The organism is Planotetraspora kaengkrachanensis, assembly GCF_016862895.1.
Lineage (GTDB): Bacteria > Actinomycetota > Actinomycetes > Streptosporangiales > Streptosporangiaceae > Planotetraspora > Planotetraspora kaengkrachanensis.
In genome coordinates this window covers 186,089-212,986 of record NZ_BONV01000019.1, presented here as the reverse complement: position 1 = coordinate 212,986, position 26,898 = coordinate 186,089, and the positions used below count along the sequence as shown (strand labels likewise).

At 70.6% G+C, this 26,898-nt stretch carries 22 protein-coding genes and 1 pseudogene; 16 read left to right on the top strand and 7 right to left on the bottom strand.

The window, feature by feature from the left end:
* Nucleotides 1-403: 403 nt before the first annotated feature.
* Complete coding sequence (locus Pka01_RS22355) at nt 404-2,620, top strand: M4 family metallopeptidase (RefSeq protein ID WP_203884780.1); 2,217 nt, start codon at nt 404-406, stop codon at nt 2,618-2,620.
* Between the two features lie 269 nt (nt 2,621-2,889).
* Here Pka01_RS22355 and Pka01_RS22350 read toward each other — a convergent pair whose 3' ends face one another.
* Nucleotides 2,890-5,703 (bottom strand): ATP-binding protein, encoded by a 2,814-nt coding sequence (locus Pka01_RS22350; protein WP_239115196.1) that lies wholly within the window; start codon nt 5,701-5,703, stop codon nt 2,890-2,892.
* 223 nt (nt 5,704-5,926) lie between these two features.
* Here Pka01_RS22350 and Pka01_RS22345 point away from each other — a divergent pair, with 223 nt between their 5' ends.
* The 5 genes from Pka01_RS22345 (at nt 5,927) to Pka01_RS22325 (ending at nt 10,259) form a co-directional block, all read left to right on the top strand.
* Entirely contained in the window at nt 5,927-6,886 is a 960-nt protein-coding gene (locus Pka01_RS22345; protein WP_203884778.1) for an ABC transporter ATP-binding protein, read from the top strand.
* 1 nt (nt 6,887) lies between these two features.
* Entirely contained in the window at nt 6,888-7,628 is a 741-nt protein-coding gene (locus Pka01_RS22340) for an ABC transporter permease (RefSeq protein ID WP_203884777.1), read from the top strand.
* 26 nt (nt 7,629-7,654) lie between these two features.
* Entirely contained in the window at nt 7,655-8,908 is a 1,254-nt protein-coding gene (locus Pka01_RS22335) for a sensor histidine kinase (RefSeq protein WP_239115195.1), read from the top strand.
* Nucleotides 8,901-9,533, top strand: a complete 633-nt coding sequence (locus Pka01_RS22330) for a response regulator (protein ID WP_203884776.1) — start codon at nt 8,901-8,903, stop codon at nt 9,531-9,533. Before Pka01_RS22335 ends, Pka01_RS22330 begins: the two co-directional genes overlap by 8 nt.
* 135 nt (nt 9,534-9,668) lie before the next feature.
* Entirely contained in the window at nt 9,669-10,259 is a 591-nt protein-coding gene (locus tag Pka01_RS22325) for an RNA polymerase sigma factor (RefSeq protein ID WP_308442265.1), read from the top strand.
* Nucleotides 10,260-10,278: 19 nt separating this feature from the next.
* Here the strand turns inward: Pka01_RS22325 and Pka01_RS22320 are convergent.
* Nucleotides 10,279-11,481, bottom strand: a pseudogene (locus tag Pka01_RS22320) (RNA-guided endonuclease InsQ/TnpB family protein); the annotation flags it as partial.
* 121 nt (nt 11,482-11,602) lie between these two features.
* Between Pka01_RS22320 and Pka01_RS22315 the strand changes: the two are divergent.
* Together Pka01_RS22315 and Pka01_RS22310 are read left to right on the top strand one after the other, a co-directional pair.
* Entirely contained in the window at nt 11,603-12,616 is a 1,014-nt protein-coding gene (locus Pka01_RS22315) for a CU044_5270 family protein (protein WP_203884773.1), read from the top strand.
* A 238-nt stretch (nt 12,617-12,854) separates the two neighbouring features.
* Complete coding sequence (locus Pka01_RS22310; protein ID WP_203884772.1) at nt 12,855-13,301, top strand: protein-tyrosine phosphatase family protein; 447 nt, start codon at nt 12,855-12,857, stop codon at nt 13,299-13,301.
* Nucleotides 13,302-13,403: 102 nt separating this feature from the next.
* On the opposite strand, the gene Pka01_RS22305 is transcribed toward Pka01_RS22310, so the two are convergent.
* The 5 genes from Pka01_RS22305 to Pka01_RS22285 all read right to left on the bottom strand — a co-directional run bounded on the left by Pka01_RS22305 (nt 13,404) and on the right by Pka01_RS22285 (nt 17,881).
* Entirely contained in the window at nt 13,404-14,327 is a 924-nt protein-coding gene (locus tag Pka01_RS22305) for a hypothetical protein (RefSeq protein WP_203884771.1), read from the bottom strand.
* The gene (locus Pka01_RS22300) at nt 14,324-14,872 is read right to left on the bottom strand and encodes an RNA polymerase sigma factor (protein WP_203884770.1); all 549 of its coding nucleotides are present in this window, start codon (nt 14,870-14,872) and stop codon (nt 14,324-14,326) included. The genes Pka01_RS22305 and Pka01_RS22300 overlap by 4 nt, the downstream gene beginning before the upstream one ends.
* 181 nt (nt 14,873-15,053) lie before the next feature.
* Nucleotides 15,054-15,545, bottom strand: coding sequence for a GyrI-like domain-containing protein (locus Pka01_RS22295; RefSeq protein ID WP_203884769.1), 492 nt, complete (start codon nt 15,543-15,545; stop codon nt 15,054-15,056).
* Nucleotides 15,546-15,637: 92 nt separating this feature from the next.
* Nucleotides 15,638-17,002, bottom strand: coding sequence for an APC family permease (locus Pka01_RS22290; protein WP_203884768.1), 1,365 nt, complete (start codon nt 17,000-17,002; stop codon nt 15,638-15,640).
* A 12-nt stretch (nt 17,003-17,014) separates the two neighbouring features.
* A complete protein-coding gene (locus tag Pka01_RS22285) occupies nt 17,015-17,881 on the bottom strand; it encodes a carbon-nitrogen hydrolase family protein (protein ID WP_203884767.1) in 867 nt (288 codons plus the stop codon).
* Between the two features lie 92 nt (nt 17,882-17,973).
* Between Pka01_RS22285 and Pka01_RS22280 the strand changes: the two genes are divergently transcribed.
* The 8 genes from Pka01_RS22280 (at nt 17,974) to Pka01_RS22245 (ending at nt 26,797) form a co-directional block, all read left to right on the top strand.
* Nucleotides 17,974-18,729 carry a FadR/GntR family transcriptional regulator gene (locus Pka01_RS22280; protein WP_239115194.1) on the top strand — a complete coding sequence of 252 codons (756 nt, stop codon included), beginning with the start codon at nt 17,974-17,976 and terminating at the stop codon, nt 18,727-18,729.
* Nucleotides 18,730-18,853: 124 nt separating this feature from the next.
* Nucleotides 18,854-20,176, top strand: coding sequence for a glycosyltransferase (locus Pka01_RS22275; protein ID WP_203884766.1), 1,323 nt, complete (start codon nt 18,854-18,856; stop codon nt 20,174-20,176).
* A 20-nt stretch (nt 20,177-20,196) separates the two neighbouring features.
* Nucleotides 20,197-21,015, top strand: a complete 819-nt coding sequence (locus Pka01_RS22270; RefSeq protein WP_203884765.1) for a MerR family transcriptional regulator — start codon at nt 20,197-20,199, stop codon at nt 21,013-21,015.
* A 228-nt stretch (nt 21,016-21,243) separates the two neighbouring features.
* Complete coding sequence (locus tag Pka01_RS22265; RefSeq protein WP_203884764.1) at nt 21,244-21,681, top strand: formate dehydrogenase subunit gamma; 438 nt, start codon at nt 21,244-21,246, stop codon at nt 21,679-21,681.
* Nucleotides 21,678-23,240 (top strand): formate dehydrogenase beta subunit, encoded by a 1,563-nt coding sequence (locus Pka01_RS22260; protein WP_203884763.1) that lies wholly within the window; start codon nt 21,678-21,680, stop codon nt 23,238-23,240. Before Pka01_RS22265 ends, Pka01_RS22260 begins: the two co-directional genes overlap by 4 nt.
* Nucleotides 23,237-26,032 carry a formate dehydrogenase subunit alpha gene (fdhF, locus tag Pka01_RS22255; RefSeq protein WP_203884762.1) on the top strand — a complete coding sequence of 932 codons (2,796 nt, stop codon included), beginning with the start codon at nt 23,237-23,239 and terminating at the stop codon, nt 26,030-26,032. Before Pka01_RS22260 ends, fdhF begins: the two co-directional genes overlap by 4 nt.
* Nucleotides 26,033-26,036: 4 nt before the next feature.
* Nucleotides 26,037-26,267: a formate dehydrogenase subunit delta gene (locus Pka01_RS22250; RefSeq protein ID WP_203884761.1), complete on the top strand. Its 231-nt coding sequence runs from the start codon at nt 26,037-26,039 to the stop codon at nt 26,265-26,267.
* 140 nt (nt 26,268-26,407) lie between these two features.
* A complete protein-coding gene (locus tag Pka01_RS22245) occupies nt 26,408-26,797 on the top strand; it encodes a hypothetical protein (protein ID WP_203884760.1) in 390 nt (129 codons plus the stop codon).
* The last annotated feature ends 101 nt before the right edge of the window (nt 26,798-26,898 follow it).

The window sequence follows — 26,898 nt, the reverse complement described above, 5'->3', positions numbered from 1 at the left end:
ACTCGGCTCGGGGCGTTCTCGCTGCTCAGGACACCGAGTTCACGATCTGACCACGTGGTTTACCCAGGTTCAACACTTTTTCCGTATATATACGGATCTCACTACGGATGTTCAACGTCCTGCGGTGGACCTAGCGTCGCGCGCATGACCGGCTCGCCCGGACTCCCCGCAGAAGGAGCGCCGTGACCCTTCCCCGCCTCCCCCCGTAGCCCCCTGTTCCCGCCATGGGAGACATGCCCGCCGGATGAGCCGGCCCCGTGCCCGGCGCCGGTGAGAACCGTCCATTTCTCTCATCACCCCCCGACTCCCACCTGTCCGCCGCCGGGTGCCGCCCGACGGCGTGAGCCGTCATGCCCGCTCATCGGCGGACCGCGGTGTGGGAGGCAGAGAAAGGAAGACGCCCATGAGGCGCAGAGCCCTACTCGCGGTGACCGCAGCCCTGGCGACGATCGCCGTGGCGGCGCCCACCACTCCCGCGGCGGCGACAGCGCCGTCCGCGAGCACCACCCGCCTGTCCGATCCCCGCCAGCTCGCCCAGGCCGCCGCCGACCAGGCCGTGGCGAGCGGTTTCGACAAACTGCGCAAGAGGTCGGACGAGAGTTATCGCCGCACCGCCGTGACGCCGAGCGCGGGCGGCATGTACTTCGTCACCTACGAGCGCTCCTACAAGGGACTGCCCGTCGTGGGCGGCGACGCGGTCGTCGTCACCGACTCCAGCGGGCACGTGCGCGACACCGCGGCGGCGGCCTCCACCACCAAGGCCGTGACGACCACTCCGGCGGTCACCGCCGACCAGGCCCTCGAGACGGCGAAGACCAGGCTGGACCGGGTCGACGACAGCGCCGCGCCGCGCCTGGTGGTCCTCGCATGGGGCGCGGCGCCGCGGCTCGCGTGGGAGAGCCTCGTGTCCGGCATCTCGGACGGCAAGCCGAGCAAACAGCACGTCTTCGTCGACGCGGCCACCGGCGAGATCGCGGACGGCTATGACGAGGTGCGCGCGGGCACCGGCACCGGCTACTACTACGGCCAGGTCACCATCGACACGAGCGGCTCCGGCTCCTCGTACTCGATGACCGACCCCACCCGCAGCGGCCTGCGCTGCGGCGGTCAGAACGGCTCCGCCTACACCGGCACCGACAACGCGTGGGGCAACGGCTCCGGCACCAACCTGGAGACCGCCTGCGTCGACGCGCTCTACGCCGTACAGCGGGAGTGGGACATGCTGAGCTCCTGGCTCGGCCGTAACGGCATCAACGGCAACGGCGGCGGCTTCCCTGCCCGCGTCGGCCTGAACGACGTCAACGCCTACTGGAACGGCAGCTACACCAACTTCGGGCACTCGCAGGACAGCGCCCGCCAGGCCACGCCGATCGACGTGGTGGCGCACGAGTTCGGCCACGCCATCTTCCAGACCACTCCGGGCGGCGCCGGGTCCGGCAACGAGAACGGCGGCCTCAACGAGGCGACGGGCGACATCTTCGGCGCGCTCACCGAGGCCTACGCCGCCAACCCGAACGACCCGCCGGACTACCAGGTGGGCGAGGAGGTCGACCTCGTCGGCGACGGGCCGATCCGCTACATGTACAACCCGTCGCTCGCCGGCGACCCCAACTGCTGGTCGTCGTCGATCCCCGGCACCGAGGTGCACTCGGCTGCCGGTCCGCTGAACCACTGGTTCTACCTGCTCGCCGAGGGCTCCTCCCCCGGCGGCGGCAAGCCGAACAGCCCGATCTGCTCGGGCGGCCCCTCCTCGGTCACCGGCGTCTCCCTCCAGAAGGCCGGCAGGATCTACATGGGCGCCCTGCAGCGCAAGACATCGACCTGGAAATACGCCAACGTCAGGTCGGCGACTCTCGCGGCGGCGGTCGAGCTGTACGGCGCGAACAGCCCCGAGTGCGCCGCCACCAAGGCGGCGTGGAACGCGGTGAGCGTGCCCGTGCAGTCGGGTGAGCCGACATGCGGCTCGTCGACCAGCGACTTCTCGCTGTCGCTCAACCCGACATCCGGCTCGGTCGCGCCCGGCGGGCAGGCCACGGCCACGGTCGGCACGACGACGACCGCGGGCGGCGCGCAGACGGTGGGCTTCAGCGCCTCCGGCCTTCCCTCGGGCGCCACCGCGAGCTTCACGCCCACGTCGGTGACCTCGGGCGCCTCCTCCACCTTCCGCATCACCACCGGCACGTCGACGCCGGCGGGGACCTACACCGTCACCGTCACGGGCACCGGATCCAGTGCCTCCCACACCGCGACGTTCACGCTGACCGTCACCGGCTCGGGCGGCACCCGGACCTTCACCAACGGCACCGACTACGCGGTCAACGACCTGTCGACCATCACCAGCCCGATCACGTCCACGGCGACCGGCACGGCGGTCTCCCCGGTCCGGGTGAGCGTCACCATCTCGCACACCTGCGCCGAGGACCTGCGGATCCGGCTCCGCGGCCCGAGCGGGACGTACTACACGATCGACACCAGCGGCGGGTCCAGCTGCACGCAGTACGGCACCAGGACCTACTCGGTGCCCGTCTCCCAGCAGGCGGCCGGGCAGTGGGTCCTCGAGGTGGCCGACCAGTACCGCCTCGACACCGGCGTCCTCGACACCTGGAGCATCACCGTCTAGGGAGTGTCTGACAAATGCTGCCCGTCGCGAGCGTGGATCCAGATGGATGCATCGCAAGGCGGAGGAGGAGGTCGGAGCGGAGCCTCCGGCCGACGACGACAACGAAGCGAGGCGCCATCTGGGCCGCGCGCAGCAGGGCTTGATTTGGCAGACAGGACCTAGCACGGCTCCGCCGGAGCGGCGCCCCTGGAACGGACAGGCCCCCGGGACCACGCGTCCCGGGGGCTTCGCCGTCGCGGCTGGTTTCACGGTTCAGCCGGTGTCACAGTTCAGCCGGGCGGGGCGACCTGCGTCCGCGAACGCAGGCCGAGCTTGCGCAGAACGGTGGCCACGTGGCTCTCCACCGTGCGCGTCGACAGGAAGAGCACGTCGGCGATCTCCCTGTTCGTACGGCCGAGGGCGACGAGCCTGGCCACCTCCTTCTCCCGCTCGGACAGCGTGCTCGCGTTGCCCCTCCTCCCACGTGGGAGGGGTACCTCGGCGCCGATGTCCCGCAGCGCACGCCTGCAGCGGGCCGCGTCATGCGTCGCGCCGAGCCGCGCGAAGCGCGCCGCGAGTTCCATGAAGGCCGCCGCGGCACCCGCGTCCCCGAGCGCGAGCCTGGCGCGGGCCTCCCCTTCACCCGCACGCGCCGCCGCGTACGGCTGGGGCAGCACGGCGTAGGCCTCCTGGGCGCGCGCGTGACATCCGACGGCGTCGGCGTACCTCCGCTCCGCGGCGGCGAGCACGCCACGGGCCATGTCGAGGGCGGCGTGCGCGGCCGGCGCGACCCTGCCCGCGATCCCGTCGGCGTAGTCGGCGACCAGGTCGGCCGCCACCTTCAGCCGTCCGGCGCAGGTGAACGCGGCCACGGCGGACGGGACCAGATGGGCGCCCCAGACCCATACGCCCTTGCGGCGCAGTCGCGCGACCGCCGCCTCTGCCTCCGTGACCGCGGCGTCGAACTCGCCACGGGCGAGGCGCAGGTCGACCAGCCCTCCGGAGGCGGCCGTCACGATCGGCAGGTAGCGGGCGTCGGGCGCGTCGAGCCCGGCGGTGTGAAAGTGCCCGGTCGCCTCGTCCCATTCGCCCGTCGCCAGGGCGAGCAGGCCCAGCACGAGCCAGGCGTCCACCGCGATCAGCGGGGTCTCGGTGGCCAACTCGGCCAGGGACGCGGCCCGGTCGCGCAGCCCGTCCCATCGCCCGGTCAGCCAGTCGCCGCGGATCGCCGACGCGTCGAGCAGGTAGGCCTGATACTGCGCGCCCGTCTCCACGGCCAGGCGCCGCCCCTCCTGCGCGTACCTCTCTGCCTCGGCGTGCAGCCCCAGGGTGACCAGCTCGTCGTGGATGTTGCAGTAGGCGCGCGCCACCTGCCGGCGTACGGCGATGCGCGGGTCGGCGACGGGCAGCGTGCCGGCGACGGCGAACGCGCCGGGCGAGCCGAGCGCCACCTCGAAGGAGGCCCGGTTGGCCAGCACCGCTGCCGCGAGCTCCGGGGTGTCCGCCGTGGCGACGAGCGCCTCCGCGCGGGACATCCACTCGTCCTGCGTCGTGACCGGCTCGATGCCCCATGCCGGCATGGCGAGCAACGCCCAGCCGCGCGCGGCGAGCGTCGGCCGGTCGCTCAGCTCACCGAGGGCCACCATGATCTCCGCACGTCCTGCGGCGGTGTCCCCCGCCTGGTTGGACAGCACCACGCCCAGGTTGAGCCGCACCTCGCCCCTCGCGTCGCGGGACAGGAAGCCGTCGCGCAGGACGTGCCGCAGCAGCCGTACGACCCTCTGGTGGGACAGGCCGGTGGCGGCGAAACGGCTCAGCATCAGCGCGAGGGGCACCCGGTGGGACGCGGGCAGGTCGGGATCGCCGAGCATGCCCTCGATGACCTCGACGGCCAGCGCGGTGTCGCCGACGGCGGCGGCGTGCTGGGCCGCGGCGGTTCCGTGGCGCAGCCAGGCGCCCGTGTCTCCCGCCTGACGGGCGTGGAACGCGAGCTGCACCAGGGGCGGCGAGTCCACGGCGCCGAGGGCGGCCATCGCACGCTCGTGCGCCGCCCGGCGGTCGGGACCGGGGACGGCGTCGTACACGGCCTGCTGCGCGAGCGCGTGGCGGAAGCCGTACCGGCCGCCGGGGTGCTCGTGCAGGACGCCCGCGAGCAAGGCCTCGCCCAGCCCGGCGGAATGGCCCGCGACCGCGGAGATGAGCTGCTCCCCGGCGGGGAGCCGGAGGACCGCGGCGGCCTGCACCGCTCCCGCCGCGGCGGCGGACAGACCGGCCATCCGCTCGGCCATCGCCTCCCGCAGGAGCAGCGGGACGCCGGCACGGTCGAGCGCGTCGGGGCCCTCCGCGTCGGGCAGGGACCTGACCGTCTCCTCGACCACGAACGGGATGCCCGCCGTGCGTTCGTGCAGCCGCACGACGAACTCGTGCGGCAGATCGGAGCGCTCCAGCAGCGCGCGGGCGAGGTTGCCGACGTCGGTCATGTCCAGCGGGCCGAGGGGCACCACCACGCTGGTCGTGTCCGGCTGGTGCCGGTAGGCGCGCCCCAGGGGCGAGCGGGCGGCGCCGCGGCTCTCCCTCCGGTGGGTCGCCACGACGGTCAGCCCCTCCGGCGGCTGCCCGGCCAGGAAACGCAGCAGGTCGACGGTGCCGTCGTCCGCCCAGTGCAGGTCCTCGATGACCAGCACGGCCGGCCCGACGGCGCCGAGCAACGCGCGTATCGCACGGAAGAGCCGGTGCCGTTCGGCCCGTGGATCGTCCAGGGGTTGCGGCGAGGGCGGCAGCACCGCGGCGAGCTCGGGAAGGTGCCCGCGAAGCACCCCGGTGACGGGGTTGAGCGGACGGTCCGGCGGCAACCGGCCCGCGACGTCGCGCAGCGCCTCGAAGACGGGCCCGTACGGGAAGGGTTCGCGGATCTGGTGGCAGTAGCCGAGGAGCACGGCCCTGTCGCCTGCCGGGAGGCGGCCGAGCGCGGCGCGGACGAGCCGGGTCTTGCCGATGCCCGCCTCGCCCTCCACCAGCACGACCGCAGGAGGGCGGGTCATCGCACCGGCCAGGATCCGCAACTCGGAGATGCGTCCGACCAGTGCGGGCGAGGGCACGCTCATCAACCGCTCCAAGGTAACGGGTGTGCTGGACCCCCCGGGACAGTTATCCACGCACGTTCGGCCGAGGTCAACCCTTGGGCGTTACGGACCAGTTGCGAATCTTGTCAAGTCGCCGGGACCCCGGCGGCCGGGCCGGTCGTAGACGTGGATCATCCGATCGGATGATGCCGTCCCAGCGCGACAGGCGATGTACACGAACGGGGCCCACAAGGATCATCGGTGCATGGCGATTATCGAAGTTAACGGCCTGCGCAAGGCGTACGGGGGCAGACCCGTTGTCGACGGGGTGTCCTTCGCCGTTGAGGAAGGCGAGATATTCGGAATCCTCGGCCCGAACGGCGCGGGCAAGACGACGACGGTCGAATGCGTCGAAGGTCTGCGGGTCCCCGACTCCGGCACCGTCCAGGTGGCCGGTCTCCACCCGGTCTCCGATCACGCACAGCTGACGCGGATCCTCGGCACCCAGTTACAGGAGAGCGCCCTGCAGGCGAAGCTCACCGTGCGCGAGGCGCTCGAGCTCTACAGCGCCTTCTATCCGAAGCCGGCCGACTGGGGGTCCCTCGCCGAACGGCTCGGCCTCACCGACCGCCTCACCACCCGCTTCGGCAAGCTCTCCGGCGGGCAGAAGCAGCGGTTGTTCATCGCGCTCGCGCTCATCGGCAACCCCAGGGTCGTGGTGCTCGACGAGCTCACCACCGGACTCGACCCGCGAGCCCGCCGCGACACCTGGAAGCTGATCGAGGACGTGCGCGCCTCCGGGGTGACCGTCCTGCTGGTCACGCACATCATGGAGGAGGCCCAGCATCTGTGCGACCGCGTCGCGGTGATCAACGCGGGCAGAGTCGCCGCGCTGGACACCCCGGCGGGCCTCATCAGCAGGTCCGCGTCGTCGACCGTCATCGCGTTCACTCCCTCCCGGCCGCTCGACGACGCCGACCTGGCCGCGCTGCCCGCCGCTACGTCCGTGGAACTGAAGGACGGCCGGGTGGTCGTCAACGGGACCGACGAGACCGTCAACGCGGTGATCACGCTGCTCGCGCGGCACCAGATCACGACCGAGCGGCTGCGCGTGACCGACTCCACGCTCGACGACGCCTTCCTCGACCTGACGACGGAAGACGCGGCCGGCCCGTCGGAGCCTGCGGCGCACCGCGCAGCGGATCTCACCCAGCAGGAGGCCTGACATGTCCGCATCCGCCGCCGTGCTGAAGTCCGAGGCCCGGCTCTTCAGCCGCGAACCGGGCAGCGTCTTCTGGATCGTCGCCTTCCCCTCGGTGCTGCTGGCTATCCTCGGCCTGATCCCGACCTTCCGCACGGTCGACCCCGCGCTCGACGGCCTCAGGGTCATCGACCTGTACGTCCCCATCGTCGTGCTCCTCGCCATCGTCATGGCCGGGGTGCAGGCCATACCGCCCGTCCTCACCAGCTACCGGGAGATGGGCATCCTGCGCCGCATGTCGACCACCCCGGTGCGGCCGGCGTCGCTGCTGACGGCGCAGATCGTGCTGCACGGCGCGGCGTCGGTGTGCTCGGCGGTCATCGCGATGGCCGTGGGCCGTCTCGTCTACGGCGTGGCATTGCCCGCGCAGCTCTTCGGGTACGCGCTGGCGCTGGTCCTCGCCGCGCTGGCGGCCCTCGCGGCGGGCGCGACGATCGCCGCGGTCTCACGGACCACGAAGATCGCCACGGCCGTCGGCTCGGCCGTCCTGTTCCCGTCGATGTTCACGCTTGGCGTCTGGTTCCCCGTCCAGGTCATGCCGGACGCGTTGCAGCGCGTCGTCCTGCTCACCCCGTTCGGGGCGGCCTCGCAGGCGCTGAACGAGGCGGCGGCCGGCGACTGGCCCAGTTGGTCGCACCTCGGCGTGACCGCGCTGTGGACGGTCGTCCTCGTCGGCGCTGCGGCACGCTGGTTCCGGTGGGAGTAGGGAGTAGAGAACGTGAGGAGGACGAGGTGACGCAAGCCGACACCGCGGCCGCGAACTGGGGGGAACGGCCCCTCCGCTGGATCCCCTACATCATGCTGGGCCTCGCCACGCTGATCTCGGCCCTTTCCAGCGGCCTGCTGATGATGACGCGTGGCGAGCAGTACGCGGCGGGGGTGCTCGTCGTGGCCGCGCTCGCACTGCACCTGTGGTGGAGCAGGACGGGCCCCGGCCTGCCCGAGTTCGACGTGCGGGGGCGGGCCTACTACGTCGTGCGGTTCGCGCTCGGCTTCGCGCTCACCTGGCTGAACCCGTTCTTCGCCATCTACGCGGCGCTCGGCTACTTCGACTCCGCCAGGCTGCTGCCGCGGCGTCTGATGTACGCCGGGCTGCTGGCCACCGCCGTGACCATGGCGGGCTCGCAGTCCGGCGGTCTGCCGATCAAGGACGGCACGCAGTGGATCGCCTTCGCGGCGCTGTACGTCGTCAACGCCTCGCTCACCATCGTCTTCGGCACGATCGGGCTGAGGGAGGCCGAGACCGCCAAGGCCAAGGCGGCCACCATCACGGAGCTCGAGCACGCCAACGCCCGTCTCGAGCAGGCGATGGAGCTGAACGCCGAACTGAACGCCCGGCTCCTCGTCCAGGCCAGGGAGGCCGGTGTCAACGACGAACGCCGGCGCCTGGCCGCCGAGATCCACGACACCCTCGCGCAGGGCCTGGCGGGCATCATCACCCAACTCCAGGCCGCCGCCGACAGCGCGGACCCCGCGACCGCCCGCGACCACGTCGACCGCGCCGCCGCCCTCGCCCGCCACAGCCTGGGCGAGGCCCGCCGGTCGGTGCAGAACCTCAGTCCCGGCGCGCTTGAGCACCACACGCTCCCCGAGGCGCTGAAGAACCTCGTCACCACGTGGTCGGCCTCGACGGGCGTACGGGCCGAGTTCACCGTCACCGGCATCGTCGAGCCGTTGCACGACGAGGTCGAGGCCACCGTCCTGCGCATCGCCCAGGAGACGCTCGCCAACGCCGACCGGCACGCCCACGCCACGCGGGTGGGCGTCACCCTGTCGTACATGGACGACGAGGTGAGCCTGGACGTCCGCGACGACGGCCGCGGCTTCGACCCGCTCACGCTGCCCCGCCGCGAGACCGCGCGCGGCTTCGGCCTCGGCGGCATGCGCGCCCGCGCCGAACGCCTCGCCGGGACGTTCGACGTCGAGTCCGAGCCGGGACGCGGCACGGCCATCTCCGCTCGCGTACCGTTGGTGCGCCATGGCTGAGCGCGCAATCACCCTCCTGATCGTCGACGACCATCCCGTCGTGCGTGACGGGCTGCGCGGCATGTTCGCCGCGCACCCCGAGTTCGAGGTCCTCGGCGAGGCCGCCGACGGACAGCAGGCGGTCGAGCTCTCCGCCCTCCTCGATCCCGATGTGGTCCTGATGGACCTGCGGATGCCGGGCGGCGGCGGAGTCGACGCCATCGCCGAGCTGACCCGCCGCGGCCTGCGCTGCAAGGTGCTCGTCCTCACCACCTACGACACCGACTCCGACACCCTGCCCGCGATCGAGGCGGGCGCCACCGGCTATCTGCTCAAGGACGCGCCGCGCGACGACCTCTTCACCGCCGTGCGTGCCGCCGCCGAGGGCAAGACGGTCCTGTCGCCCGCCATCGCCTCCCGCCTGGTCTCACGCGTGAGAGCGCCCGGCGGCGAGCCTCTGAGCTCTCGTGAGCGCGAGGTGCTCGGCCTCGTCGCCAAGGGCACGTCCAACCGTGAGATCGCCGTCGTGCTGTTCATCAGCGAGGCGACCGTCAAGACCCATCTCACCCACCTCTACGCGAAGCTCGGGGTCAAGGACCGGGCCGCGGCCGTCGCGGTCGCGTACGAGCGGGGCATCCTCGGCTGATCCGCCTGCGTACGGACGGCAGTCCTGCGCGCCGAGCGTGAACTCGAAACCTCCCTGCCGCAGAGACATGGGTGTCCGATGTCGCTACGACGGGAGGAAGTCAATGAACCGGTTACACCAGTCCGCTTCGCTGTGGTGACGATCACGACGACGCGGGACGCCGATGACGCCGCGGTCATCGAGGCGTCCTTGCGCGACACCGAGAAATTCGCCGTGCTGTACGACCGGTACTCGGCCCAGCTCTATCGGTACGCGTACCGCCGGGTCGGTCCTGAGCACGCCGAGGACGTCGTCGCGGAGACCTTCCTCGCGGCGTTCCGGCAGCGCCGGAAGTACGACCTGACGAGGCCGGACGCCCGGCCGTGGCTGTTCGGCATCGTCACGAGGGAGATCGCCCGCCGACGCCGGGCCGAGGAGGCCCGCTACCGGACGCTGGCCCGGGCAGGCGCGGGCGACGTCGTGGACGGGCTCGCCGACCAGGTCGCCGCGGCGGTGACCGCCCAGGCGCTGCGCGGCCCGCTCGCCCAGGCCGTGGGGCGGCTCTCCCCCGCCGACCGCGACGTGCTGCTGCTCGTCGCCTGGAGTCAGTTCACCTACGAGGAGGTCGCCGAGACGTTGCAGATCAAGATCGGCACGGTCCGGTCACGGCTGCACCGGGCGCGGCGGCGGATCCGGGAAGCGCTCGGCGGAAGCAACCCCACCACGGTGATCGAGGAGGATCGTTGACCTTCCCCTTCTTGGAGTAAGGGGTTCCCACGGTCGCCCGTGAGAGTTCCTGCTTCACCGCCAGTCGCCCGCCAGGAGAACTCCCTTGAGGACTTACACCAGCTCCACAGGCGTTTCACCTCTCCACCAGCCCGGCGGCGAGGATGTTGATCGCTGCGTTGACGTCCCGGTCGTGAACCGCGCCGCAGGCGCACACCCACTCCCGGACGTTCAACGGCATCGTGCCTTGCAGGGTGCCGCACGCCGAGCACAGTTTCGAACTGGGGAACCATCGGTCGATCACGACCAGTTCCCGCCCGTACCAGACGGTTTTGTACTCCAGCATGGACCGCAGTTCCCGCCAGGAGGCGTCAGAAATGGCGCGGGCCAGCGTGTGGTTCTTCACCATGGCGCGCACGGTGAGGTCCTCGATCACGACCGTTTGGTTCTCACGGACGAGCCGAGTGGTCAGCTTGTGCAGGTGATCGCGGCGACGGTCGGCGATCCGGGCGTACACCCGGGCCGCCTTCAGCTTCGCCTTCTGCCGGTTCGCGCTTCCCTTGGCTTTACGGGCGAGTGCCCGCTGGGCCTTGGCCAGGGTGCGTCGGTCGGCCTGCTCATGCCGAGGGTTCACGACCTTCTCCCCGGTGGACAGCGTCACCAAAGCGGTGACCCCCACGTCCACACCGACCATCGTCCCTGTCGGATCGAGCGGCCGAATCCGGTCCATGCACAGGATGGACACGAACCAGCGTCCGGCCGTGTCCTTCGACACCGTCACCGTGGACGGCTCCGCACCGTCGGGCAGCGCACGCGACCAAACGATGTTCAGCGGGCCGTCCATCTTCGCCAACCACAGCCGCCCGTCCCGCCAGCGGAACGCGCTGCGGGTGTATTCGGCGCTCAGTCGGGACTTCTTGCGGGACTTGAACGCCGGGTACCTGGCTCGCTTGGCGAAGAAGTTCGCGAACGCCGCCTGCAAATGGCGCAGCGCCTGTTGAAGCGGAACGCTGGACACCTCGTTGAGGAACGCCGACTCCTGCGAACGCTTCCATTCAGTCAGCGCGGCCGACGACTGCGCGTAGGAGACCTTGCGGCCTTCCATCGTGTAGGCGCGGGTCCGCTCTTCAAGTGCCTTGTTGTAGACGAGGCGGACGCAGCCGAACGTCCGGGCAAGCTCGTCGGCCTGATCCGGGGTCGGGTAGAAGCGGAACTTGAATGCCCGCTTCACGATCTGCGACATGTCCAGCACTCTAAGGCACGGCCAGGCAATACCGAACGCGTGTTCGAGATTATTCCGTGCGGCACCGTGCCGCGTCTTCTCCCCGCCTGAAAGCGGGACTCTCCACGCTCAAGGAGATTTGATGAACGAGCTGAAGACTCTGGACGACCTGGGTACGGCGCTGGACCCGGCCTCCGCGACCCCGCCCGAGCGGCTGCGTCAGCGGGTGCTGGCCGAGACCGCCCGGGATTCTGGCCGGGCCGGGTTCCGGCTGCCGCGGTTGACGATGCCCTCGACGGGCCGGCGGATCGCCGCGGCCGGAGGGCTCGCCGCCGCGCTCACGGCAGGCGTGCTGACGACCCAGGTGGTGAACGTCGGAGGGAACCCGCCTGCGTCGACCGCCTCGGCGGCGGTGCGCATCCTCCAGGGCGCCGCGTCGGCGGCGCGGAACCTGCCCGCTGTGGTGGTCCGGGGCGACCAGTTCGTCTACGCGGAGTCGATCACCACGGCCGTCGGAATGCCACAGGGACAGGGCGCCGACCCCGGCGACATGACCGTCATCTCCCAGCGGCGCCAGGCCTGGTTCTCGGCCGACGGAACACGCGACGGGCTGATCCGTGAGCGAGCGAAGTCCGGCGGCGGTGCGAAGGTCATCGAGATGCCGGGATGCCGCGACGGGGTCCGCGTCCAGAGCAAGGGCGGCAAGACCGGGACCCAGCCGTGCGAGCCGGAGGCCCACTACAGGAGGGATCTGCCGGCGGACGCCGACGGCATGCTGGCCTATCTCTACCGGGCCGGCGGCGGCACCAAGAATCCCCGGGACCAGGACGCGTTCAACGCGGCGGGCGACCTGATCCGCGAGGCGTACCTCTCGCCTCCCACGCTGGCCGCGGTTTTCGACGCGGTGGCGCGGATTCCGGGGGTGACGGTGGTCGGCGACGTGAAGGACGAGGCCGGTCGTACCGGCGTCGCCGTGGCGCTGACCCAGGTGCAGGGCTCGAGGACTGAGTTGATCTTCGATGCGCGCACCCACGCCTTCCTCGGCGAACGTTCGACGCAGGTCAGGGACCAGGACGGGCTCACGGCCGGTCAGGTGCTCGACTCCACCGCGATCATCAAGATCGCGATCGTGGACCGGGCGGGTCAGACGTCCTGAAAACGACCGGCGAGGTGCGACGGTGGCGCACCTCGCCGGTCCAGCCCGCGTCGTGCCCGCCGGACGGCGGATCCGTCCCGGGCGCCGACGGTTTCCACGCGTGGACGTACACCGAGACGACCGGAATACTTGCCGTGTCGATCCCGCGATCATGGGGGGCATCGTAGGAACGCGCCCGAACCGGCACAGGCGCCGGTGACGGCCGAACCTCGAGAACGCCCGTAGGAGCTGCATACGCATGGCATCGCTCTCAGGCTCGATCCAGCTCCCCGACGGGGTCCGGATCCGCGGTCGCGGGCTGCGCGATCGCCTGCCCGAGGGCCCGGTGCCCGACTTCGGCCTCTACCTCGGCGCCGCGGTTCTCCGGCGCCGCCACGACGCGTCCCTGACCTGGCCGCATGAATGGGTCTCCTGGCCGGACTTCCTGCTCCCCCTCGACCGTGACGCCGCAGCCCGCTCCATCGTCCTGCTGCACGACCGCGCACGATCGGGCCTCGGCGTCGAGGTCGCCTGCAACGGGGGCGTCGGCAGAACCGGCACCGCCATCGCCTGCCTGGTCACCCGTACGGGCCTGCCGCCCGGCGAGGCCGTCGGCTGGGTTCGGGCGAACTACCACCACAGGGCGGTCGAGACGCCCTGGCAACGCCGATGGGTGGCGTGGTTCGCCGGCTCCACCGCGTCGTGAAGGGCCGTCCCCATCGGCCCGACGCGACTGACGAGCCGGAACCTCGCCGTGTCCCGTGCCGGTCTGCTCTCCGGGACACAGCGAGGTGCGGGGCGGCCGGCGTCAGGATTCCGGTTGGAAGTCCATGCCGTAGATCGGGTTGTAGGTCAGATGCTCGCGGGTGACGAGCAACCGCACCGCCCCCGCCCTGACCGACTCGGCGTCCCATACGGTCCAGTCGTCTCCCACCTGGTCGGCCGTCAGGGGATCCAGCGCGTAGCCCTTGTCCGGCCCGAAAGGTTCCACGAGTTCGAACCCGGCCGTCAGACCCCGCTTACGCACCTCGCCCATGACCTGGCCGACCGGACGTCCGTGCACCTTGGCTCCGGCGAGGTCCTCGCCCGCGCCTGTGGCCCGCCCCGGGCTGTCGTAGGTCTCACCGGGCCTGGCCTGGCGTCCCAGTTTGAACCAGGACTTCCCCGTCAGGTCTGCCGGCAGCCGGAGCAGCAGATAGCAGCCCTTCTGTCCCGCCTTGCACATCTCCTCGTCCCGGCCCACCATCGCCGAGGTGAACGTCCTCGCGATCCCGGGTCTCTCCTCGCCCAGGCTCCCCTCCACCACCATGCCCACCCGGCTCGGGGAGACGGGGACGATGAGCAGGTCCACATCCAGGCCGACCGCCTCGAACGCCTTGCTGTACTTCTCAGCGTCGGCGTAGGGATCCTTGATCCGGGCGACGTACTGGTCCCCCTCCCGCTGGATCTCGATCTCCGAGCTGGCGTAGGAGCTCGCGGCCCCACCCCCCTGCAGCAGGCTCGGACCGACGACGACGCTCGTGACGAGCACGACGGTGGCGGCCAGGCTCAGAGCCAGGCGCCGGAAGCCGTGCCGGCGTCGCGGCTCCATGACGGTCGTGCCGGGCTCCTCTTCCAGGATCGAGGCCAGCAACGTCCGCGCCCCCGCGTCGGACGGACTGCCTCCCGGCCTTCCAGGTCGAACCCGGGGAAGGGATCTCATCAAGACTTCGATCTCGTCGATGTGCTTCACAGCGTCCTCTCCGCCGGGATGAGCCGGCTCTGGGAGGTGACCCGGACGCCCGCCTCGTCGAGCGCGCGTGAGAAGCGCCTCCGGGCACGGTGGAGCCTGATGCGTACGGCGTTGCGTGACAGTCCGAGCGCCGTGGCGATCTCCTGACGGTCCAGGCCCTCCCACGCGACCAGTGACAGCAGCTCACGGTCGTCGTCGGGCAGGGTGCGGAACACCTGGGCGATCGCCTCCAGCTCTACCCCGCTGTCCGGGGAGTCCCCGTAGAGGTCGGCCATCTCGGCGTCGAGCTCGACACTGCGCGCCTGGCGGCGCACCTCGCCGCGCCGATGGTTGGCCAGCACGTTGCGAGCGACGCCGTACAACCAGAGCGTGGCCTCTTCTCCCGGCGGCAGCTCGTCCACACGCCGCCAGGCGATGGCGAAGGTCTCCGCCACCAGGTCCGCCGCGTCCTGCGGCGAATCGCAGCGGCGCGCGGCGTAAGCCGTGATCTGGCCGTACGCCCGCTTGTAGACGACTTCGAATCTGGCCGGCCGCTCGTCATCCATAAGCGGTTCCCATGACTGATTTCCCTACGTAGGCGAGATATGCGGACGCTCTCCTTATGTACGGAAGGGGCCCATCATTTCTCGCCGGCCCGCGGAATCTCAGCGCCGGGAGCCCGTGTGGCTCGGGCCGGCGCCTGGGCGAGTCCGGCGGAGGCGATTCACTCCGCGCAGCGGGAGACGGTCAGTCGTCCAGCCGGAAGGCCAGCTCGGTCTCCCACTTGCCCATGTCGGGCTCCACCGCGGGATCGGTCTTGTACAGCTCGAGCCGGCATCCCCACCGCTCACCCTCGGGGGTCGGCGTCATGTCCCATCGCAGGTCGCGCTCGGCGGCCCACCTCAGCACCTCGGCGGTGAGGTCCATCAGGTCGTCGGGGTGGCCGACGTGGGTCACGCTGACGTAGCGCCCCGCGGGCAGTACGCCCGAAATGATCGCCCCTTCACCTGGGACGGCGTCCGTCACGGGCACGCCCGCCTCCATCTCCAGGCTCTCGGCCATGTCGATGACGTTGAACCGGAAGAAGGGCGCTCCAGCGGGCGCGATGCCGCGGGAGTACAGCCAGCCGAAGATCTCGGGGAAGCGGTCGGCGATCTCACTGATGGTGTCCATGGAGACCCGGCCTCTGATCGCCACGTACGGCTGATCGGCACGGGCGACGACCGTGGGTTCCAGCATCGCGACCTCCCGGCTCAGGCCCGGAGGATCTCCGGGGCTCCGGTCAGAATGCCACCGAAGCCCCGGGTTCGACGGGGAAAGTCCCGATGCGGTCAGCTGGTGCCGGCGGACGCCTGGTCCGGCTCGGCCTCACCGAACCGCATCTCCGGCGTCGGACGGCGGAAGCCTCCGGTCAGGACCGCCAGATAGACCACGCCGATCGCGAGCCAGGCGAGACCGAGTGTGATGGCCTTGGAGTCCAGGTTGGTCAGCAGCCAGACGCAGACCGCGGCCCCGATCACCGGGACGACCACGTGCCCCGTGACGCCGAGCGCGCGCCCCGCCCTCCGCTCCCGCAGCCAGTAGGCGATCACGCTGAGGTTCACGCAGGTGAAGGCGACGAAGGCGCCGAAATTGATGAACGAGGTCGATGTGGCCACGTCGAGCGTCAGGGCGATGAGGCCGACCGCGCCGGTGAGCAGGATGCTGAACGCGGGAGTGCGGAAGCGGGGGTGGACGTAGCCGAACAGCTTGTGCGGGAGGACCGCGTCCCGTCCCATGGCGTACAGCAGGCGGGCGGTGCCGGCCTGCGCGGCCAGTCCTGACGCGAACTGGGCGACCACGAGCCCGGCCAGGAAGACCGAGCCGAACAGGCTGCCGCCGATGAGCTTGGCGAGGTCGAACGCGGCCGACGACGAGTCGGCGAACGCGCCGCCCGGGTGCAGGAGCTGCGCGACGTACGCGACGACCACGAAGATCCCGCCCCCGATGAGCGCGACGAGCAGGATGGCGCGCGGGATGGTCCTGCGCGGGTCCCTGGTCTCCTCGGTCAGGGTGGTCACCGCGTCGAAGCCCAGGAACGAGTAGGCCGCGATGGCGGCCCCGCCCGTGATGCCGGAGAACGTGGCCGTGGTCCCGGAGAACGGGGTGATGCTGAACAGGCTGCCGGCGCCCGGTCCGCCCACGAGGTGGCCGACCGCCAGGACGAGGAAGAAGACGATGACCAGGATCTGGAAGGTCATCAGCAGGCCGTTCGCCTTGTCCGCGACCTTGACGCCCACCAGGTTCAGCACCGTCGTCAGCACGATGAAGCCGAGGATCCACACGGCGAAGGGGACAGCGGGGAACTGCGCCGACAGGTACGCGCCGCCGATCAGCCAGATGACCATCGGCAGGAAGAAGTAGTCGAGCAGGACCGCCCAGCCCACCATGAACCCGGCGCGCGAGTCGATGGCGCCGCGCACGTAGGTGTAGGCGGATCCCGCGACCGGGTAGGCCGCCGCCATCCGCCCGTAGCTGTGGGCGGTGAAGAGCATCGCGACCAGCGCGATCAGGTACGCCGAAGGGGTGGCGCCGCCGGTGGTCTCCGCGACGATGCCGAAGATGCCCAAGACGATCAGCGGCGTCATGTACGCCAGGCCGAACAACACGACGGAACTGAGGCCGAGCGACCTCGTGAGGGTGGGTGGCTGGGACATGTGCCGGTCTTTCTATCGGGGGGTCCGAGGCCGCCAGCGGTCCGGGTGCAGGCGGCCTTCATAGAGCGGGAGGTCGATGGGTGCGTCGCCCGGGAGGAACTGCGACCACATCCGGTTGAGGCCGGCCGTGCCGTACCGCCGGACGCGGGTGACGTCGTCGAGGTCGATCGCGTCGGTGAGCACGACGGCGCCGGCGTGGCCGACGGCCGCGCGGACCCTGCCCTCCGGGTCGACGATCACGCTCTCCCCCACGCCCTCCGGTCCGGCGGCGTTGACGCTGAGGACGAAGACCTGGTTGACGATGGCGTTGGCGCGGGCGAGCACGAGTTCCTGCGCCCGGTCGCAGGTGGTCGTCTTGACCGGGTTGACGATCACTTCCGCGCCCAGCCACGCGAGATGCCGCGCGGCCTCGGGGAACCAGGCGTCGTAGCAGATGGCGAAGCCGAGGCGGCCGACGTCGGGGACGTCGAAGACCACGAAGCGGTCACCGGGCTGGTAGGGCTCGTAGGGCCGCCACGGGAACATCTTCCGGTAGGAGGCGACGAGCCGTCCCTCCGGAGAGTAGGCGAGGGCGGTGTTGTGGATCGCTCCGCCCTGACCGCGTTCGACGACCGTCCCGGGCAGCAGCCAGACCCCCAGGTCTCCCGCGAGCTCGGCGAGCCTGCGTCCACGTGGCCCGTCCAGCGGCTCGGCCATCGCGGTGAGCTGGGCGTCCCGCTCCTCCGGTGTGCCGTCCGTGCCGCAAAGGTGCAGCTCCGGGTAGGCGATCAGGCGTGTCTGCGGAAGGCTCGCGACGCTCGCGTGAACGGCCTCGGCGAAGTCGTCGAGGTCTGCGGCGGGCGGGTCCTGCACGAGCGCCAGGGGGAGCACACGGGACATGACGGCGAAAATAAGTCATGTTGAGCAGTTTTCGCAATAGTGCTCAAGATGATTCATTTTCCGGATTCTGGCCGGTGAGCTACCGTGATCGCATGTCCCCCGCGTCCAGTGAGCGCGCCGGCTCCCCCATGCCCGGTGAGCCCGTCGACCTCGCCGCCCCGGCGCTCGCGGGAATCCGCCGGCTGTCGGCTCTGGACACGGTTCGCGCGCGCATCGGCCTCGCCGTCGATCTCGGCCTGCTCAAGCCGGGCGAACGGCTTCCGCCGGCCGCCGACATCGCCGCCGCCCTGGACGTCGGCGAGATCACGGTCCGCCGCGCCCTGGTCTCGTTGTGCGCCGACGGGGTCCTGCGCCGGGTGCGCGGCAGGACCGGGGGCACCCTGGTGGAGTCGGCGCCCGCGACGGGCGTCGTGTCGGAGATCGCCGCCTACCAGGAGTCGGCCGCGGAGGTCCACCGTCTGATCGACCATCGCGTGCTCCTGGAGTGCGGAGTCGCGCACCTCGCCACCCTGCGTGCCGACGCCGGCCACATCGCCGCGCTGACGGACGTGGTCGGCCAGATGGACGCGGTCAAGGACTGGGCGGACTTCCACGCGCTCGACGAGCGGTTCCATGTCCTGGTCGCCGAGGCCACCGGGCTGGCGGGAGCCGTACCGGAGTATCAGAAGGTCCTGCAGGACCTGTACCAGTTCTACCTGCCCTACCCCGTCGAGTACCTGCGCGAGTCCAACGGCGAACACCGGGAGCTCGTCGAGTCCCTGTCCGCGAGGGATCCCCGCGCCGCCGTCGACGTCGCCAGGCGGCATGTGGAGATCCTGCACACCACGATGTTCGTCGGACTCGTCTGACTCGTCTGACTCGTCCCTCGTCTGTCCGCGACCCCTTCGCGACGGCGGGCGAACGGTTACGATCCGAGGGAGTTGATCGTTTGATCTGACGACATCCGCCCCCGGATCGAGGGATGCAGTCGCCATGACCGACGTCGATGACCCGTCCAGGCGCCGCGTGCTCGTGGTGACGGACTCCGCCGCCCCCCGCGTCGACGGGATAGCCTCCTCGACCGGCTCGATGATCCGCGGTCTCGTCGAGCAGAAGTGCGCCGTCGCGGTCATCGCCCCGGGCCGGCGCCGCGGGGGTGGAACGGACGCGCTCGGTGCCGTCCGATGGGATGTGCGCTCGATCAGGACGCCGGTGGACGGCTACCCGCTGTCCCTGGCGTCGGCGGCGTGGATCGCCCGGCGGATCCGGGAGTTCGAGCCTGATGTGATCTCGGTTCAGACCATCGGCCCCCTGGGAGTCGCGGCGCTGCGCGCCGCCGACCGGACCCGGACCCCTGTCGCCCTTTCCTGGCACACCGACTTCGAGGCCTACGTCGAGAAGTACCCCCTGGGGTGGCTGTTCGCGCTCCCCGCAGCTCTCAGCGTGGACGACGGCCACGGCCGCCCCTCGCGGCGGGAGATCCTCTCCGCGGTCGCAAGACGGGAGCCGCACGCGTTCAGGAAGATCCTCACCCGGGGGGCCGGGACCGCCGACCTCCTGATCGTCCCGTCGGAGAAGACGGCCCAGTACACCGACCTGTTGAACATCGAGGCCCCGGTGTTCGTCCTGCCGACGGGCGTCGAGGCGTCCGAGATCGGCGGGGAGACGCTGCCGGACGACGTCCGCGAGTCCGTCGAGGGCCGCCCGCGCGGCTCGCGCATCGTCTACGTCGGACGCATGAGCAGGGAGAAGGGGATCGACTTCCTGATGGACGCGTTCGGTCACGTGCTGACCCGGCGCGGCGACGCGACGCTGATCCTCGTCGGCCCCTGCAAGGATCGCGCCACGGGACTACGGCTGGACGCGGCGCGGGCACGCTTCGGCCCCAACCTGGTCGTCACAGGGGGTGTGCACCGCGGGGCCCTGCTGGACCTCTACCGCAGGGTGGACGTTTTCGCGACCGCCTCACTGACGGAGACCCAGGGGATCGCGGCGTGGGAGGCGTCTCTCGCGGGACTTCCCGTCGTCGCGAGAGACGACGCCCTGCGCGGCGAGACCCCCGAGGTCTTCGAGGAACGGCAGGCGGGGTTCCATGAGCCGCGTGGGTTCGGCGACGGAATACTGCGAACTCTCGAACGCGAGGACCCTCGCGCCGCCGGACCACGTGACCATGTCGGGCTGCCCGCCGCGGAGCGGGCGCGGCTGTTCCTGGAGGCCGTCGATCTGCGGTCGGCCGCGGACGGCGGCGCGCCGTGGGTCTGTCCCGAGGGGGTGTGGCGCCCGGCGGACCGCTCGGTTGACCCTGACACGGTGTGAGGCCGTAGACCGGAGGCACCATGTTCAGTATCGGAGACTTCGCCCGGCTCGGCCGCGTGTCCGTGCGCATGCTGCGGCACTACGACGCACTCGGACTGCTCCGGCCCGCACGGGTCGACCAGGCCAGCGGCTACCGCTACTACGAGGCGGGGCAGCTGTCCCGCCTCAACCGGTTGCTCGCGCTCAAGGACCTCGGCCTCAGCCTCCATGAGGTGGGCCCGATCCTCGAGGAGAAGGTCGGTCCCGCCGAGCTGCGCGGCATGTTGCGGCTGCGCCACGCGGAGCTGGAGGCTCAGGTGGCCGACGACATCGCACGGCTGGCGAGGGTCGAGGCGAGGCTCCGAATGATCGAAACGGAGGGCGCCATGCCCGCGGATGTCGTGATCAAGAGTGTTTCCGGGGTTCGCCTCGCCGAGCTGAGCGCCACGGCGGAGAGCTACGAGTCCGACAAGATCGGCCCGGTGATCCAGCACCTGTACGCGGACCTGGTCGAACGGCTGGACGACGCCGGACTCACCATCACGGGCCCGGCGGTCGCCTGGTACGAGCCGGTCCCCGATGGCGTGCGGGCGCACGCAGGCGCCCCGGCGAACCTCGAGCCGGGGAGGACCTACGACTTCGACGTCGTCGACCTGCCGTCCGTCGAGCAGGCGGCCACGACCATCCATCACGGGCCTATGGACGACGTGAGCGGCACGTACGAACAACTCGCCCGGTGGATCGAAGACAACGGCTATCAAAGCTCGGGAATCGCTCGCGAGGTGTATCTCCACTATGGCGATGGTGACCCCGCGTCCTGGGTCACCGAACTGCAGGAGGCGGTCACTCGACTCGCGTAGGAAATCCCCCTGATGAGCGGGGGATTACAGCCCGGCGCCCCGATAACCCGAAAAAAATTCGCAGCAGCGAACCCGGCTGACCACATCTGATAGGCGGCGTCTATCAGGCGATAGCGGATTTCGATTGGACCTGAGGGGGAAACAGCAGGACCGTGCCCTTATAAGGGTCCTGCGATTTGGGAAGGGCTGTCCATGACGTCGTCGCCCCCGCAATCTCTGGAAGATCGGGTGCGCTCCATCGTCGCGGAACATCGCGACGACCGGGGCGCCCTGCTTCCGATTCTCCACGCCGTCATGGAAGAAATGGGACACGTCGATCCGGCGGCGATCCCGATCCTGGCCGACGAGTTGAACCTGTCGCGGGCCGATGTGTACGGCGTCATCACCTTTTATCACGACTTCCGGCAGACTCCGCCTGGTCGCAAGACCATACGGATCTGCCGGGCCGAGGCGTGTCAGGCCGTGGGCGCCGCGCAATTGGCGGACAACGCCAGGGCGCGGCTCGGCGTCGGTTTCGGCGAGACGACCGCCGACGGCGCGGTGACCCTCGAGCAGGTCTTCTGCCTCGGCAACTGCGCGACCGGCCCGTCGGTCCAGGTCGACGGCCGGTTGTACGGCCGGGTCAGTCCCGAGCAGCTGGACGGCATGCTGGAGGTGGGCGCATGACCGCCTCCGGACAGGTCGCCACCGTCTACGTGCCCCGCGACTCAGCGGCCCGCTCCGTGGGCGCCGACGAGGTCGCCGACGCCGTCGCGGCCCAGGCCGGACGGCCGGTGCGCGTCGTCAGGAACGGCTCTCGCGGCATGTTGTGGCTCGAGCCGCTCGTCGAGGTCGAGACTCCCGCCGGCCGGATCGCGTACGGCCCGGTCGCGCCGGAGGACGTCGAGGGCCTGGTCGCGGCCGGCATTCTCGACGGCGCCACCGGCCACCCCCTCTGCCTGGGCCCGACCGAGGACATCGACTGGCTGCGCGATCAGACACGCGTCACGTTCGCCCGGGTCGGCGTCGTCGACCCTGTCTCGGCCGAGGACTACGTCGCGCACGGCGGGTTGTCCGGGCTGCGCCGCGCCCTGTCCCTCAGCCCCGCACAGGTCGTCGCCGAGGTCACCGAGTCCGGTCTGCGCGGCCGCGGCGGCGCCGGCTTCCCCGCGGGCATCAAGTGGAAGACCGTCCTCGAGGCGGGATCCGAGCTGAAGTTCGTGTGCTGCAACGCCGACGAGGGCGACAGCGGCACGTTCGCCGACCGCATGCTGATGGAGGGCGACCCGTTCACCCTCATCGAGGGCATGACGATCGCCGCCTGGGCGGTCGGGGCTAGCGAAGGCTACATCTACGTCCGCTCGGAGTATCCGGACGCGATCGACACCCTCAGGGCCGCGATCGGCACCGCCTACGACCAGGGCTGGCTCGGCAAACGGGTGCTCGACTCCGAGCTCTCCTTCGACCTGTTCGTGCGCGTCGGCGGGGGGGCGTACATCTGCGGCGAGGAGACCTCCATGCTCGAGAGCCTGGAGGGCAAGCGCGGCATGGTCCGCGCCAAGCCGCCGATCCCCGCGCTCGAGGGCCTGTTCGGCAAGCCGACCGTGGTCAACAACGTGCTGACGCTCGGCTCGGTCCCGATGATCCTTGCCGACGGCCCCGCCGCGTACGCCGACCTCGGGGTGGGCCGCTCCCGGGGCACCCAGGTCTTCCAGCTCGGCGGCAACATCGCCAGGGGCGGCATCGTGGAGACCGCCTTCGGCATCACCCTCGGCGACCTGGTCGGGCGGTACGGCGGCGGCACCCGGTCGGGACGGCCGGTGCGCGCCGTCCAGGTGGGCGGACCACTCGGCGCCTACCTGCCCACGTCGCGGTTCGACCTGCCCATGGACTACGAGGCCTTCGCCGCGGCGGACGCGATGGTCGGCCACGGCGGCGTGGTGGTCTTCGACGACACCGTCGACATGGCGGGCCAGGCGCGGTTCGCCATGGAGTTCTGCGCCGCCGAGTCGTGCGGCAAGTGCACCCCCTGCCGGGTCGGCGCCGTACGTGGCGTGGAGGTCATCGACCGGATCGTCGCGGGCGTGGACCGGGAGAAGAACCTGAAGGTGCTCGGAGACCTGTGCGACCTGATGACCGAAGGCTCGTTGTGCGCCATGGGCGGCCTGACCCCGATGCCGGTGAAGAGCGCCCTCGCGCACTTCCCGGATGACTTCGCAACGACGACGACGGAGGAGGGCCGATGAGCCTGATCAAGGAACAGGACTACGGAACGCCGGCCCGACCGGGCGAGGCGACCGTGTCCGTGGAGATCGACGGCAAGACCGTGCTGGTCCCCGAGGGCACCTCGGTGATGCGCGCGGCCGCCGAGGCCGGCATCGACATCCCCAAGCTCTGCGCGACCGACAGCCTCGAACCCTTCGGCTCCTGCCGGCTCTGCCTGGTGGACATCGACGGCCGCAAGGGCTCCCCCGCGTCGTGCACCACTCCCTGCACGCCCGGCATGAAGGTGCGCACCCAGACGCCCAAGCTGGCCGAGCTGCGCCGCGGGGTGATGGAGCTGTACATCTCCGACCATCCCCTGGACTGCCTGACCTGCCCGACGAACGGCGACTGCGAGCTGCAGGACATGGCCGGGGTCGTCGGCCTGCGCGAGGTCCGTTACGGCTTCGACGGCGAGAACCACCTCGACCTGCCGACCGACAGCTCCAACCCCTACTTCGACTACGACGCCAGCAAGTGCATCGCCTGTTCACGATGCGTACGCGCCTGCGACGAGGTGCAGGGCACGTTCGCCCTGACGCTCGAGGGCCGCGGCTTCGCCACCAAGATCGCCGCAGGCGCCGGCGGCAGCTTCATGGAGTCCGACTGCGTGTCCTGCGGCGCCTGCGTGCAGGCCTGCCCGACGGCGACGCTGCAGGAGCGAACCGTGGTCGAGCTGGGCATGCCGACCCGCAGCGTGCTCACCACCTGCGCCTACTGCGGCGTGGGCTGCTCGTTCAAGGCCGAGCTTCGCGGCGACGAGGTCGTCCGCATGGTGCCGTACAAGGACGGCAAGGCCAACGAGGGACACTCCTGCGTCAAGGGCCGCTTCGCCTTCGGCTACGCCTCCCACCCCGACCGGCAGCTCAAGCCCATGGTGCGCGAGCGGATCACCGACCCGTGGCGTGAGGTGGAGTGGGGGGAGGCCGTCGAGTACGTCGGCAAGCGCATGCTGGAGATCCAGGCCGGACACGGCGCCGGCGCGATCGGCGGCATCACCTCCTCCCGCTGCACCAACGAGGAGGTCTACGCCGTGCAGAAGATGGTGCGCGCGGCCTTCGGCAACAACAACGTGGACACCTGCGCCCGGGTCTGCCACTCGCCGACCGGATACGGCCTCAAGCAGACGTACGGCACGTCCGCCGGCACCCAGGACTTCAAGTCCGTCGAGAAGGCCGACGTCATCCTCGTCATCGGCGCCAACCCGACCGACGCCCACCCGGTCTTCGCCTCCCGCATCAAGCGCAGGCTGCGTCAGGGCGCCAAGCTCATCGTCGCCGACCCGCGCAGGATCGACCTGGTCAGGTCTCCGCACATCGAGGCCCAGCACCACCTGCGCCTGATGCCCGGCACCAACGTGGCGCTGATCAACGCCATGGCGCACGTCGTGGTGACCGAGGGGCTCGTCGACCGCGAGTTCGTCGCGGAGCGCTGCGAGGACTTCGACGAGTGGGAGAGGTTCATCTCCGGCCCCGAGCACAGCCCCGAGGCCGTCGAGGAGATCACCGGCGTCCCGGCCGCCGACGTGCGCGCCGCGACCCGCCTCTACGCGAGCGCGCCCAACGCGACCATCATGTACGGCCTGGGCGTCACCGAGCACAGCCAGGGCTCGACCATGGTGATGGGCATGGCGAACCTCGCCATGGCCACCGGCAACATCGGCCGCGAGGGCGTCGGGGTGAACCCGCTGCGCGGCCAGAACAACGTGCAGGGCTCGTGCGACATGGGCTCCTTCCCGCACGAACTGCCGGGCTACCGCCACGTGTCGGACGACGCGGTGCGCAATGTCTTCGAGACGCTGTGGGGCCGCACACTCCAGTCGGAGCCGGGGCTGCGCATCCCCAACATGTTCGACGCGGCCATCGACGGCTCCTTCCGTGCGCTGTTCGTGCAGGGGGAGGACATCGTCCAGTCGGACCCGAACACCAAGCACGTCACCGCGGCCCTTTCCGCCATGGATCTCGTCGTGGTGCAGGACCTCTTCCTCAACGAGACCTCCAAGTACGCCCACGTCTTCCTGCCCGGCACGTCGTTCCTGGAGAAGGACGGCACGTTCACCAACGCCGAGCGCCGCATCAACCGGGTGCGCCCGGTGATGGCGCCGAAGACCGGCAAGCACGAGTGGCAGATCGTGTGCGAGATCGCGCAGGCGATGGGCTACCCGATGAAGTACGACGACGCCGCCCAGATCATGGACGAGATCGCGATCACCACGCCCACCTTCGCGGGCGTCTCGTTCGCCAAGCTCGACCAGGTCGGCAGCGTGCAGTGGCCCTGCAACGACAACGCGCCCGAGGGCACGCCGATCATGCACATCGACGGGTTCGTCCGGGGCAGGGGCCGGTTCGTCGACACGGTCTACGTGCCGACGAAGGAGCGCAGCACCAGGAAGTTCCCGCTGATCCTCACGACCGGCCGCATCCTGTCGCAGTACAACGTGGGCGCGCAGACCCGGCGCACCGGCAACTCGGCCTGGCATCCGGAGGACCTCCTGGAGATGCACCCGCACGACGCCGAGGTGCGCGGCGTCCGCGACGGCGACACGGTCTCGCTGACCAGCCGGGTCGGAGAGACCAGTCTTCGGGTGAAGATCGACGACCGGATGCCGGTCGGCGTCGTCTACACGACCTTCCACCACCCGGTGACGGGGGCCAACGTGGTGACGACCGAACACTCGGACTGGGCGACCAACTGCCCCGAGTACAAGGTCACCGCGGTCGAGGTCGCGTTGCGCAATCCCACCCCGGCCACGGCCGCTCCGGCGATGGCGGAGTGACACCGTGACGACGACGCACACGCCCCCGCACATCCGCCTGGCCAACGAGATCTCGGCGCAGTTCCAGCAGCGGGATCCGGCCGCCGCGGCGCAGGAGATCGCCCAGCACATCCAGTCCTTCTGGGATCCCCGGATGCGGGCCAAACTGATCGCCGACGCGGGCGCCCCCGGCAGCGGCCTGGACCCCCTCGCCGTCGCCGCCGCCGCCCTGTTGCCCCCGGCCGTCCACGGCTGAACGAGGGCTTGACGCCGGCCCGCCGTACGATCGCGGGCCGGCGTTCGGCGTCTGCGGGGAGACCTCGGCCCGGCGGCCGGCGGGGCGGGAGTAACGTCGCAATGGAGATGTGATTTGGCCACGACCGAGGGGGAGTCGCCATGAACATCTATACCGTCGAACTCAAGAACCAGCCCGGTGAGCTGGCCCACGTCTGTGAGGTGCTCGGCCGCGACGGCGTCAACATCGAACTGGCCGGAGTCACCGCGGGCGACCACGGGGTCGTCTGCTTCACCGCATCCGACGAGTCGGCCGTCACCGCCTCGCTGGAGGGCGCGGGCATCGACTACTCGGCTCACCCCGCGCTTCAGATCACCTGCGTCGACGAGCCCGGCGAGGGGGGCAGGTTCGCCCGCAAGCTGGCCAACGCCAACGTCAACGTGGAGTGGCTGGTGCCGATGTCGATCTGCCAGGGCCGAGCCGTCATGGCGGTGTCCGTCGACAGGATGGACGAGGCGCGCAGCGCGCTGGGCAGCATGATCTCCGGATAGGCGACCACATCTGAGCGGACGGGCCCCGCCCGGCTCGTCCGCTCAGGCATGTCCGTCAGCTCACAGCGAGCCGCCACGGGCTCAACGCTTGGGCGGCGACC